The 12,731-nt window shown below is 35.1% G+C and carries 12 protein-coding genes and 1 pseudogene; 5 read left to right on the forward strand and 8 right to left on the reverse strand.

The window, feature by feature from the left end:
• Nucleotides 1-30 precede the first annotated feature (30 nt).
• A complete protein-coding gene (locus tag NLG42_RS24505) occupies nucleotides 31-327 on the forward strand; it encodes a ribonuclease E inhibitor RraB (RefSeq protein ID WP_219071357.1) in 297 nt (98 codons plus the stop codon).
• Nucleotides 328-1,107: 780 nt separating this feature from the next.
• On the opposite strand, the gene NLG42_RS14060 is transcribed toward NLG42_RS24505, so the two are convergent.
• The 7 genes from NLG42_RS14060 to NLG42_RS14090 all read right to left on the reverse strand — a co-directional run bounded on the left by NLG42_RS14060 (nucleotide 1,108) and on the right by NLG42_RS14090 (nucleotide 6,367).
• Nucleotides 1,108-1,356 (reverse strand): DUF6965 family protein, encoded by a 249-nt coding sequence (locus NLG42_RS14060; RefSeq protein ID WP_219071359.1) that lies wholly within the window; start codon nucleotides 1,354-1,356, stop codon nucleotides 1,108-1,110.
• 131 nt (nucleotides 1,357-1,487) lie between these two features.
• On the reverse strand, nucleotides 1,488-2,006 hold the full coding sequence (locus NLG42_RS14065) for a hypothetical protein (protein ID WP_219071360.1): 519 nt from the start codon (nucleotides 2,004-2,006) through the stop codon (nucleotides 1,488-1,490).
• A gap of 53 nt (nucleotides 2,007-2,059) precedes the next feature.
• Entirely contained in the window at nucleotides 2,060-3,271 is a 1,212-nt protein-coding gene (locus tag NLG42_RS14070; protein ID WP_219071361.1) for a gluzincin family metallopeptidase, read from the reverse strand.
• Nucleotides 3,189-3,653, reverse strand: coding sequence for a GNAT family N-acetyltransferase (locus tag NLG42_RS14075; protein ID WP_219071363.1), 465 nt, complete (start codon nucleotides 3,651-3,653; stop codon nucleotides 3,189-3,191). The genes NLG42_RS14070 and NLG42_RS14075 overlap by 83 nt, the downstream gene beginning before the upstream one ends.
• Nucleotides 3,643-5,073 carry a TolC family protein gene (locus NLG42_RS14080; protein ID WP_219071364.1) on the reverse strand — a complete coding sequence of 477 codons (1,431 nt, stop codon included), beginning with the start codon at nucleotides 5,071-5,073 and terminating at the stop codon, nucleotides 3,643-3,645. Before NLG42_RS14080 ends, NLG42_RS14075 begins: the two co-directional genes overlap by 11 nt.
• Before the next feature lie 143 nt (nucleotides 5,074-5,216).
• On the reverse strand, nucleotides 5,217-5,516 hold the full coding sequence (locus NLG42_RS14085; RefSeq protein WP_219071365.1) for a hypothetical protein: 300 nt from the start codon (nucleotides 5,514-5,516) through the stop codon (nucleotides 5,217-5,219).
• A gap of 29 nt (nucleotides 5,517-5,545) precedes the next feature.
• Nucleotides 5,546-6,367, reverse strand: a complete 822-nt coding sequence (locus tag NLG42_RS14090; protein WP_257681324.1) for a hypothetical protein — start codon at nucleotides 6,365-6,367, stop codon at nucleotides 5,546-5,548.
• A gap of 344 nt (nucleotides 6,368-6,711) precedes the next feature.
• Between NLG42_RS14090 and NLG42_RS24510 the strand changes: the two are divergent.
• From NLG42_RS24510 to NLG42_RS14105, 4 genes and pseudogenes are all read left to right on the forward strand, one after another.
• Nucleotides 6,712-6,834: pseudogene (locus NLG42_RS24510) on the forward strand (nucleotidyltransferase domain-containing protein); the annotation flags it as partial.
• 33 nt (nucleotides 6,835-6,867) lie between these two features.
• A complete protein-coding gene (locus NLG42_RS14095) occupies nucleotides 6,868-8,277 on the forward strand; it encodes a hypothetical protein (RefSeq protein ID WP_257681325.1) in 1,410 nt (469 codons plus the stop codon).
• Complete coding sequence (locus NLG42_RS14100; RefSeq protein WP_257681326.1) at nucleotides 8,267-10,450, forward strand: peptidase domain-containing ABC transporter; 2,184 nt, start codon at nucleotides 8,267-8,269, stop codon at nucleotides 10,448-10,450. Before NLG42_RS14095 ends, NLG42_RS14100 begins: the two co-directional genes overlap by 11 nt.
• On the forward strand, nucleotides 10,440-11,723 hold the full coding sequence (locus NLG42_RS14105) for an HlyD family secretion protein (RefSeq protein WP_257681327.1): 1,284 nt from the start codon (nucleotides 10,440-10,442) through the stop codon (nucleotides 11,721-11,723). Before NLG42_RS14100 ends, NLG42_RS14105 begins: the two co-directional genes overlap by 11 nt.
• 306 nt (nucleotides 11,724-12,029) lie before the next feature.
• Here NLG42_RS14105 and NLG42_RS14110 read toward each other — a convergent pair whose 3' ends face one another.
• Entirely contained in the window at nucleotides 12,030-12,221 is a 192-nt protein-coding gene (locus NLG42_RS14110; RefSeq protein WP_257681328.1) for a hypothetical protein, read from the reverse strand.
• Nucleotides 12,222-12,731: the final 510 nt, after the last annotated feature.

Here is a 12,731-nt window from a genome sequence, read left to right on the forward strand (position 1 = left end):
AAACAATTCAGGCTTTCAATAGAAGCGCTGGTGGGTCTTCGGGACTCGGGGGTTGAAGAAGAGGATGAATTAAAAATCGATTATTTCTTTTACACCGATACTTTGGAAAAAGCCCGCGAATTCGAAAATGAAATCCGAAAAGTGGGCTATATTGTCAATCACGGGACGGCTTCCCATGATAAAAGCCTTTTTGTCGTATCAGGCAGGACCACACCAATTAGAATGATGCATGAAACCCTGAGCAGCTGGATTGCAGAGATGTGCCAGATGGGGTATAGGTCGGACTGCAGCTTTGATCATTGGAGCATTGTTGAGCAGTCCAAATAGGGCCGCGTATTTTTTCTCAAGCGCCTGGTGGTAACAAGTTTGGTTTTATTTTTTGTCAATAAAACTGTTTTGTATAAAATGCAAATTAGAGAAAATAGAGAATGAAAACAATCCAGTTCAGAACAGATGACCTTACCCAGTATACCGTTAACATATCGCAGATAACCTGTATCTTTCCAGATGATCAGTCAAAGGGGACTTGGGTATACCTTAGCTGCGGCACCAGGCTTAAAACACTTCTTGCACTTGATGCTGTAATGGAAATGATAAAGCAGGCAGAAGAAGGATAAGTATTTTTATTTTTTCAGCGCATTTGGTTACTTAAAGGTCTATTTTGTCGGATAAAGTTGGATTTTGGAGAAACAATTATAAACGGTAATATTTGAGATTAACCACTAGGATACTCTTGTGGATCTAAGGGTAGATCTGAAGCATCTATTAATGTATAATAGTTTCGAACCTAAACTTGGTAGACCTTTATTTTGTTGTATTTGTGTTTTTCAATATACCCATGTGCCGCGATTCTGCCGCAAAACTTAAAGCGGTGAAATACCTTTAAAAAACACCTAAACTTTTTGCGGTAAAAAAATATGTGCTCGTGAGATAAAGAACCCAGGTTTCTCATAAATACAGCTCTGCTGTCTTTTACTGGGAGTTTTGGTAAACTCTTAAGGGGTGAAATAAATGATGCTCTTCTGATTCTGTTTCTCTTTGGAAGATAATTGATATAACCGTAATCATTCAGGTCTGCGGTACATCTATGGCAGGTGACAGGACCGCTTATTTTAGCTTTACTCCGATTGGATTCTCGCTTTTAGTTTCCTTTGAAGCTCGTCTTACAAGTGTATAGAACTCTTTTAAATGCCACCAGGCAGGGCAAATCTCAAGGTCTCCTTTATAATGGTATATAGTGAGAAAACAGCTTTTAAGGAAAAGCTGGGAATCTGTGATTCTCGCCCATGGTTTTAACTCTACCGGCTGTGGAGGGGGAGTGGCTTCAAAATAGCGTTTTATTTCTTCTGGGGTCATGGGGCAAAATTAGTTAAAAAGTATAGGCCTGTCAAGGGGTGATGGGGTGTTGGCTTAAAATTTTAAGTTGTCTTCTCTGCTTTTGTTCCAACTGTACTGGCAGTCATTAAATTACTATGCCGATTTTATTTTTAGTTTTTGGAATCAGTTTGAGACCCCTCCGGTGTTGCATTATCCATTAGGTCCTTTTCTATGCCCTTCCCGGTTATGTCTTTGGGGCCGCTTTGGGGTTCCTTATAAGGGTTCTGCGGGTCATAGGGACTGGGTGTTTTTGGCTGTGTGTTTTGGGGCTTTGATCGGGTTTTGGGAATTACGGTGGTCCTTGTGGTAATTTTTTGTTGTATATTTTTTGGTTTGATATTGTTTTTTTGGAGCTTTTTCCCGCTATCCGTTTCAATCTTTTGTGCCGAACACCGGCACAAAAGGATTTCCTCTGCTATCAGGGCTAGGATCTGCAACAGATCCAATTTGTCCTTGGAGAATGTAATTTGAACCCAAGTTGATATAAGGAATTGCAGAGATTGGTGTACCACATGTCTATCCAGTCTTTGTATGGCTATACCAATTTGTTTTGGATGTCCTGTTGGGGCTTGTAGTGAAAGTTTATTATTATATACCACAAAAAAACTAATGATAATAACAAGTTCCAATAGCAATATTTTGCGGTCAAGCGCTTCACAAAAGGATTTTATCGCTTTGGAAGCTAGTTCAATTTTTTTTCATATGTATTTTTTATTTTAATGCCCAGCTTTTGCAGAAGTTCATTTCCCTCTTTTTCATTCACAAAAGAGCTTTTTTTATTTTTATAAAAATTAATTAAAATATTCTCCGCCTTATCGTTTTCCAAAAGCATCAGAGGCAACAGATCATAGCAGTAAGTGTTGTATGTAGTTTGATCATTTATTTTAGCAAAAGATAAATCATAATTTTTGATTTCATTAATGTTCTTGCGTTTAGCTGCCATAATCTGGTTTAAATACTTGTCATCTGCTTCTTTCATAAGATATTTTAAAGTGAAGTATTCGGTGAAAGCCTCAGTTAAAACCGGGTTTTCAAAACGTATTGAATTATCTCCCCACCACATATGCAAAATTTCATGTATTAATATCCTCTTGTTAAAATAATCATTTTTCAGAAACTTTTCATTTAAGGCTAGCGCTCCATATATATTTTTACCTGCAAGATTTCCCTCAAATGGCATGAAAACTATTTTTGGTTTTTTACTTACTGGTTCAAAAATCTGCTGAAAATTTTCAAATGATTTGGCTATAATATCAATAATCTGATACTTTCTTTTTTGATTTTCAGGAAGGGTTTTCCTCTGGTAGATTTTGTAATCTTTGTATAATTCTTCTTTGAAATCCCCCGCAATAACGGGAGGAGCAGTATAAAAATCCTGCTCTAAATCATCTTTCGCAGGGTATATGAGCGTTAGGCTGGAAGGAAGCGCAATATTGAGAACAATTTTCTTTTTTGAATTAAAAGTACTTTTTTCCATTGCGAGGTAATTCTCGGCAATAAAAAATACCGATTCCTTTAAAAAGAAATTATCGTAATGCGCAGTGGGCAGGTTTACGGAATATTCCAGTCTGCCGGCAGATTTTAAATACTGCCGGTAAATACCTCTGAATAAATCTGTTTTGTCTTTCAATGACTGCTCATTACTGCCAATAAGCGGAATATTTTTGTGAAGAAGAAGTGTGTCTTTTTGTGTTATCCCACTGATATTTTCGCTTACATTGATAGAGCCTGCAGTATTAATTTTTAGATTAACTTTAATTTCCTGGGAATTTCCTGGGATGAAATGAAACAGAACAAGCAGAGAAATTATTTTACATATATTTTTCATAAACAGTGTATTTAGGTTTATAATTGACTTTTTCAGGTAGAGTCTCATCGTTGAAACTGTAGACACGTAATTCTAACTTATCGATACCTTTAGAAATTAATCGCTGCTCCATATCTGTCATTAACTGCCTTCCTATGCCATTTCTCTTTTGCTCTTCATGTACAGCAACATACAGTACTTCCCCGATTACCGAATCTTTAAAAATAAAATTATTCCGAACCTGTGTTATTTTAGCCAAAGCGAAGCCTACCACTAAAGTGTTTACTTCAGCAACACTCAATATTAAATTGCTCTCTTCTTTAAATACATTAGTAAAGAGAAGGTTATAGCGGTCCAGATGAATTTCCTTTTTTACATCCATACTGTTCCTGGCGTGTTTGGCATCAAGTTCCTTAAATAATGGCAATATTGAAAGGCAGTCCTCTTTTTTGGCTAATCTAATTTTCATTTTTAAGTATATCTATTAAAGTAATAAGTTCAATTTCAGTAATTTTTTCATAGCAGTTTTTTAGAATATCAATACGTTCACTGACTGTATTGAAATATTCATTTTCAGTCTCTGAGTATTCTTTGAGCAGAATATTATGAGCAAACAGGAGCGTTTCCATCCTTTTTAATTTTATTGTGAGAAGTTTCAGCCGATCTTCTTCAATTGCCAGCGATTCAGCAAGATCCTTTACTTCTTCATATAGAAAGTTAATCCGGTCAAGAGTTAAGAGTTTTTCCTGTTTTAAGTTTGATGTTTCAATATCATACTGAGTTCTGCTGATTTCAAGTTCAGTGCGTTTTCTGCCAAAATCCAATAGGGGAACACTTAAAGAAATTGAAAAATTCTGGCTCTGATTTGGATTCTGGAAAATGTCGTAGTAATAATTAGATGCATTATTAAATCCTGCGCCTATAGTTACATTAGCAGAGTAAAATCTACTACTTTCAAGCCTTTTTACGCTTTTCTCAAGTCCCAGCAGACGGCTGTTTTCCATAACCGCAAAAAGCTCTAAATAGCGATCGATATAATATTGTTTGTCTTTTAAATCAAGCTGGAGTTTCGGGGTTTCAAAATAATCATTATCATCAATTATCCTTGAATTAAAAAAATGATTGATGCTCTCGGTTTTCAAGCTTTCTGATTTACTTAAAAAGCGGGATCTTTTCTGAAGGTCTAATACTTTTAATTCGATATCTATGGAATCATAAGCAATTAATCTTCCGGCATTAATGAGTTTTTTGAGAACTTTTTTATAGATGTCTGCCGTTTGTAGAGCCTTATTATTAATAATTTTTTCATTCTTTATCTGAAGTATTTGAAAATATTCTTCAACGGCTTTCTTTTTCACTTCTATCTGTACTCTTTTATACTCGATTTCATTAGCTTGGTATCTCGCATCCTGTATCCTTTTATCCCATTTCATCTCATTGAAAAAGTTCAGAGGCTGAGATAAACTGGCTCCAAGCCATGATGCAGAATAAGAGGTGGTTACATCTCCCTGGTCAAAATTGTCCAGACGGTTAAAAGAATTTGATATTGAAAGCTGGCCGCCTGTAAAAGGAAGCTTTTGAGATACCGTCAGATTCACACGTGAATTAGCATTGTTAGATTCTCTAAATGCATAGGTCCCATCGGGCTGCAGAATTTCAGAAATAGACCTGTTGTAAGCGGGAAGGGTAAAACTAAGTGAGATATCTGGAAGAAAACTTTTATTGAACAGGCTGTTCTCTTTAATTTTTATGCTTTGATTTTTGTTAATATTTGACATTTCAGTTGAACTGTACATATTGTTTATAAAATCGTTTACCTTGTGGGTACGCTGTGGATATAATATTTGAGAACAAAAAAAGATACTGATAAAAATTATTTTATAATTCATTATGTTTTAAGAGAAAAAGGCAGGAATTTTCTTTGATTCCTGCCTTTAATAATGTCAAGACATTTAAACAGCTGTTAATTTGCTTACTGCTGCAGTAGATATCTTAATTGTTAATTTCGAATCTGGATTTAACACTCTTGCAGTTATATACTATTTTTTGTTCTTTTTTTTTGAACGTTATAAGTTATATATCCTAACAATACAGCTACAGGAATTAATGTAAAAGGAGCAAAAGTTTTGGAAGTATCATGTGTAACTTTTTCCATAGCTTTTTGCTGCTGTTCTGACATTTCATTTTCCGTAAAAAAACCATCTTGGTTTAAATCAAATTTCGAAAGTTCCTTTTTATAACGGTTTCCATTAAAAATCACTATCGAATTTAAAATGAGATAAGATAGTATAGTAATTAAAACAGCAGTTTTTAAAGGAGTGAAGAATTTCATGTTTTATTTTGTTTTTGAGAATGTTAAATTTAGTAACCGTACTGGTAGCCAGAACCGCCGCCTCCGTAATCATATTCAGGAGTGGTGCCGGCCTCATAGTTGTAAATAGTACCGCTCGCGCCTTCATCCCAGTTTCCAACAATTTCGAACGGTGTTCCGGTAGGATCCCACGAACCTTCGAAATTATTAAATAGATCCCAAGGGTCTTCAAATGAATCATGAAAATCAATATTTACATTTGCTGACCATGTAATATCGCCAACGCTGTCAACAGTGAAACTTCCCTGGGCATTACCATTAATTGTTGCGGCCCCTATGGCAAAAGCATCACCAGTAAAGTCGTAAGCATTATTGAAGTTATACTGCACAGGTCCGCTTGAATTGGTTTGAATGCCATGAGATTGAATGTATGAAATAATTGAAGCTTCAATTTGAGCATTTACTCTTCCCATCATCTCTGTGTATTCGTCACTTTCTCTTATGTCATCTATAAATCCAATTTCTTCTAAAGAAACTGCTTCGCCGTTTCCATTATTGTAGTGGTTGAAAAATTGGTTAATACTCCATTCCATTTCACTTTCTGAAGGAAGATCATCACCGCCTCCGCCGCCTCCGCTGCCGCCGTAATTATCTCCGCCGCCTTGGTATCCGTCATTACCGCTGCCATATCCCCAGTCGAATCCGCCGCCGCCCGAGTCACCGCCGGAACTTCCGCCGTTTCCTGGTCCAATAATCACTTCGTCGAGTTCTCCTCCGTAATAAGTCTGATCATCAGATTGCCCGCTTCCCCATGCGCCAAAAATACTCTGTTGAATTTCTTTTGAAATTTCTGGAAATTTTAAATTTTTCATAATATATATAAATTTGGATTGAATCAAAAAATATGTCTTACAAAATGTGCTACTAAAACATGCTGTAATTATATTGTTTTCAAAATAAAAATCTTGTTAAAAAAGTGCTCAGCAAATATAAATATTCAAATTTAAATTATGCAAGTTAAATGTTAATTTAAATTTAATTATCTATTAATATTGCAATGATGTAAATTAACTTGCTTTATATTTTATTTGTACTAAATTTGTAAAATTAAGAAAAAACATAAAAAAAGTAATAAAATAACATTGAAAAACTTATTAAAATAGATAATACCTTGAATATTAAAACAAAAGAAGATAAAAAAATACGAAATACTATTTTGATTTTTTTAAATGAATACTATCAAAATAATTATGCATGCATATTATCAGGAAGTTATGTGGACGGCAAATATAACGAATATTCCGACATAGATGTGTTAATTTTTACCAAAGACAGAACTGTGGTTTTTAATGAAACTCTGTCCTACAAAAATTTGAAAATTCAAGCCATCATAATCCCCGTTCAAAATATCCAGGAACTCTTGTGGGTGGACTACATTACCTGTAAGGGGGCTTTTATAAATATGATTTCTAAAGGAAAAATTATATTTGATACTGCAAATTTTTTATCAAATCTTCAGTCCCATGCCACAGAACTTCAAAAACAGGGAGGCAGACTATTGACAAGTCATGAAGTTTACATGATCAGAGTAAAAATAACCTCTCTGCTGATGGATATAAAAGGCGGGCATGATTTAAATGAGTTAACATTTTCGATAGCATCAGCACTGGATCTGTTGACCGAGCTTAAACTTAAATTTGCGGGAAGCTGGTGCGGGGACGGCAAGTACAGGGCAAGGCATATCCAGGCGCTGGATCCCTTGTTTTTCAATGAGATGAATAATGCAATGTATGAAATACATGTCCGTAAGGATAAGAAGCCGTTGATACAGGTTATAGAAAAAGAATTGAATATTTATGGAGGATTGATTTCGTATTACTCTAAAGGAAACACGCTTTCAAATGTGTCAGATGACTACCTGGTCATTGAGATCAATACAGAGAACAGACTGGATGTTATTAGAATTAAAAATACAATTAAAATTTTAAGTGAATTTATTCAAAGCATAACAACACACCATTTAAAATACTATTTTTTTTCCTCAAATGCTGTTGAGACAAATAAAAGGGAACCAAACATATATATGGTCATTGATGCAGATAAAGAGTTTATTAATGATTATTTAATTGATCGTCTAAATTTTCTGGTGCACAATAAAACCGGCATATCAAGATTATTATTTCCTTTCCAGTTTGATACGCGGTTTAAATTCTCCGGTGATGATCTTTACAATTTTATCGCTCCTTTGTTTTACAAAACATCTTGGTTTACCATTGAAAACAATCAGAATCTTCTAAATCCTTCTTTTCAGCTTGATTTTTCTATCCAGTTAATGAAACAGATTAAATTATTGTGGTTTGCAAATAATAATCAAGAATTTGTCTTGTTTTTAGACTATCTCATGGAGTCATGGCTTGTTTTAAGCTATGATGACGGGACAGTATCTACAACCTTAAAACTTCTTCAAAATAAAAACATTGTTTTGGATAAATTCAATTCGATGTTTTTAGAGCAAAAAACTGTGCTTTGTAAAACTTATAAATCAAAGTGTTCCTTTGATAAGGATTTTTTGGCGCTATTAAAAAGCATTCCCCACACTCCGGGCATAGAAACTATTCCCGCGTTTAAAACTTATCTTTTGGAAAAAAATACGCTGGAGTACAAAAAAATCAGTTTATTTAAAGAAGTTCTCTTCAGGGTTTTATCTGTAAATCTTATCGACAGCCGTTTTGTGGCATACCTTCCCTTTGTAATTAAAAAGATTGTATTAAATGATAGATAATTTTCCTCATTACCCCCAACATAATCAATTTAGCTGCGGACCGACCTGTCTAAAAATTATTGCAAAACATTACAGTAAAATTATTGATATTAATCCCTACAGCAAAAAACTCAATGAAAAGGGCCTGTCAATTTATGAACTTTGTGAAGCTGCTGAAAATTTAGGTTTTAGGGTTTCTGCACATGATCTATCATTGGAGAATCTCAAAACTGTTAAAAAACCGGTAATACTTTACTGGAATAAAAATCATTACCTGGTTTTGTATCAAATAAGGAATGATTTATATTATGTTTCGGATCCCGCGGCCGGATTACAGCAGTACAACAAAGCAGATTTTACAAGCAGATGGTTTGATGGCCCAGAGACGGGAAAAGTAATTTTGATCGAACCTGCCGAAAAATTTGCTGAACATAAAAATAATAAATCAAATTATTTAGCTGCCTTAGAATTTTTAATAAGACATCTGTCCCCGTATAGGAAAAATCTGCTACAGCTGCTATTGGTAATGATTATAATTGCTCTGGTTTATGCATCTCTGCCCTTTATTACAAGATCTATAATTGATGTAGGAATTGCAGGAAACGATTTTAATTTTATAACAATTGTACTGGCAGCAAATGTTTCGCTACTTGTTTTCAGAAGTGTGGGTGAATGGATCAGAGCCTCGATTTCACTTCACATTGCAAGCCGTATTAAAATTTCAATTATAACAGACTATTTAATTAAGGTATTTTCCCTTTCCGTGAATTTTATAGAAGGCATGCTTATGGGAGACATTATCCAGCGCTCTAAGGATCAGGAAAGAATACAGCAGTTTGTTTCAAATTCAGCTATTTCTGTTATAATGTCCCTGATAATACTTAGCATATACAGTGTGATTCTTTTTACATTTGATCATGCACTTTTTTTTCTTTTTTTATCAGCCACAGTGCTATATATAGGGTGGATTATGATTTTTTACGGAGTACGAAAAAAAATGGATTTAAAATATTATCAGCTTCAGGGACAGAACCAGAGTTCATGGATTGAAATTCTACGAAACTTTGAAGATATCAAGCTCAATAATTATTCATTAACAAAAAGATGGAAATGGGAGAAAGTACAAAGCCAAATATACAGGTCAGAAATAAAACTGCTTAATATTGACAGGCTCCAGCAATTAGGAGCGGATTTTATCAATGGTATAAAAGACATCAGTTTAACTTTTTACGGAGCTTATTTAGTGATTCAGGGAGATCTTACCCTTGGAACACTTATATCAATTCAGTTTATAATCGGACAGTTAGGCTCGCCGGTTATGGAGCTTATAAATTTTATTAAAACGGCTCAGTCTGCATTTATAAGTTTCACAAGAGTAAATGAAATTAATAATATGCCCGATGAACAAATAAAATCGGAATCCTTAATCAACAGCTTTGATGCAAATAATAACGATATTGTTTTTAAGAATGTATCTTACAGGTATCCAGGTTCTGATAAACCTGTTTTGAACAATGTTTCTTTTTCTATTCCTGAGAATAAAATAACTGCATTTGTGGGTGTCAGCGGGTGCGGAAAAAGCACCATTTTAAAATTAATTACTAAAATATACCAAGAATACCAAGGGCAGATTTATATTGGAAAAAATAATCTAAGAAGTTTTGATAATGATTTTCTGAGAAAAAAAACGGGCGCCATTTTTCAGGAGAGCACACTATATAAAGATTCAGTTCTGAACAATATCGTATTATCAGAAGAGAAGGACTTCAATATAGAACTGGTAGAAAAAGTGCTGACTTGGGTAAATCTCAGAAATGAGCTTTATAAGCTTCCTCAGGCGCTTCATACAGAACTTAATGAAGGGGGAAAAGGGCTTAGCCATGGCCAGAAACAGCGCCTGCTGCTGGCCAGAGCGATGTATAAGAGGCCAAAACTTTTAATTTTGGATGAGGCAACCAATGCAATTGACTCCATAAGCGAGAACCGAATATTAGACATTTTTGTTAACAGTATGAAAAACCAGACCATCCTGCTTGTTGCCCATAAGTTATCAACGATAAAATGTGCAGATCAGATTGTTGTGATTAGTAATGGAACTGTCGTGGAGATCGGCTCTTTTGAGCAGTTAGTTAAAAATAAAAAATTCTTTTATAAACTTTTTGAAGATCAAATACCTAAAGATAATGAGCAGTAAGAGTACTAAATATGCTTCCGAAGAACTTCAGGAAATATCTTTGGTCAGCAATGTAAAGAGCTATAGAAACGTCCTGATATTTATAATCTCTTTTATAATACTTGCTGTTAGCATTGCAGCGATTATAAAATATCCGGAAAAAATTATCGGAAGTGCCTATATTGTAACCGAGTCGCAAATAAATAATATTTATGCCCCGAGCAATGGAGAAATTGATATTCTGGTTAAAGAAAATACCACAGTGGAAAACGGGCAGCTTTTGGCGCTTATTAAAAACCCGACTAACTATAATGACCTGATAAAATTAAAAAAGCAGCTCGAACAGATTGATGTTAATAATATGGAGCGGAACATCTATAATTTTAAATTTGAGAAAGGATTAAAACTGGGTGAAATCGAGAAGTATTATTATAATTTTCTTCTCGCTTTAACAGAATGCAACAGTGTTCTCAAAATTGATATTTCAAGCCAAAAGATTGAAAATATAGCTGGTAAAATAGGGCGAAATAATGAAAAATTAAAAACGGCGTACTTAGAGAGAAAAATCTATGATAAGAAAAATAGTATGATTCAGAGTTCGTTTGAAATTGATTCTTCTCTATATGCTATGAATGCCATTGTAAGGGAGAAAATAGATCAGTCTAAATTCAATATCTTAGACTCTAAGGAGAAAGAACTCTCCATTGTTAAAAAAGGGCAGGAACTTATACACTATAACAAAGAACTAAAAGACGATATATTACTGCTGCAGAAGGAAAAGGAGCGTGACGTGGCTACTGTAATATTTGGACTCAAAAAAGCCTTTTTTGAATTGAAAACGGCCATAGATTTTTGGGAGCATACCTATGCTGTAAAAGCAACTGTATCGGGGAAAATTGAATTTTACCAGCCCTTTCTTAATTCTACACAGTATGTAAAGAAGGAAACACCGCTGTTTATTCTTCTTCCTAAGGCTGCTAATTTGTATGCAAAAGGAATAATGTCTGCCAACGGCTATGGTAAAATTAAAGTTAAAGATACCGTGTATATTAAATTGAAAGATTTTCCATATGAAGAGTATGGTGAGCTTACCGGTACTGTCCGCAATAAATCAAAAGTTTATCATGACTCGATATATCTGATTGATATAATGCTACCCAGAGGTTTAAAAACCAACCATGATAAAACAATTGATTTCTCTTATAATATGGCCGGTGAAGTGGAATACTACACAAATAAGAGGAGTGTGTTGCAAAGGATTTTTAATGATATTCAAAATTCGATTGAAAAATAAAAACATATTACCCGGCATTATAGGATCAGCTTTTGGAATTCACCCCAGTGCTTACTGCTTTTCTTACCTGTTGCTGTTATCCATAACTGGCTCAATTGCTTTCCTTTTACTTTTTATCCGAGACCCTCTGTGCTTTTTTTGTATTTCAGGGTAATGGTAGCCCGTGTCCATAAGCCAAAGCAAGGCAGGGCCTTTCGGGTCTTGCCAAATAATCTCCACCCATGCGGTAGATTGATCCCTATATGCTATAAAAAAAAACGTTCATTGATGAACTGCCCCCAAAAAGTTAGACACTATTTTTGGGCATTAAAATTTTCGCGGGGAAGGTTTAGTATTGCCCGGTGCACCACCCGTTTCATCCTTGGTGCTTTCATCTTCCTGAAGCTCCTGTTGGCCAAGCTGCCCAATTTCGAATTCCCTTTTAACCGGATTGTCCTTTTCGGGCGCTAGTGTTTGAAATTTGTCATTTTTATCCTCATCGCTGTTTTGGGTTTCCATATCCCTTTCAAAACCCTTTAAAGGGTCATTCTCTATTAGGTCCTTCTCTATGTCCTTGCCCGTTATGTCTTTGGGGCCGCTTTTGGGTTCCTTTTTAAGGGTTCCTTTTTAAGGGTTCTGCTGTCATAGGGGCTGGGTGTTTTTGGCTGTGGTTTTTGGGGCTTGGTTTGGTTTTGGGAATTACAGTGGTCATGATCGTAATTTTTGGTTGTATGGGAATTTTTTGTTTTATTTTTTGAATTGAATTATTGCTGTTGTTTTTCTTTTAAGGGGTGGCAGGGGCAGGTTGGGCGGTATGGTTGTGCTGGTTTGGGATTGTCCTTTGTGGTTTGTGCCTTGTCAAATTTAAAAGGATAGGTATAGCTTTTTATCTCTTTGATATTTTTTAGGAGCTTTTTCCCGCTATCCGTTCCACCCGAGCGCTAGCGAACTGGCGAAGCAATCTTTTGTGCCGAACCCCGGCACAAAAGGATTTTCACTGCTATCGGGGCTAAGAGTCGAACCACTTTT

It is taken from the genome of Flavobacterium plurextorum (assembly GCF_024638035.1).
In the GTDB taxonomy this organism is placed as follows: Bacteria; Bacteroidota; Bacteroidia; order Flavobacteriales; family Flavobacteriaceae; genus Flavobacterium; species Flavobacterium plurextorum.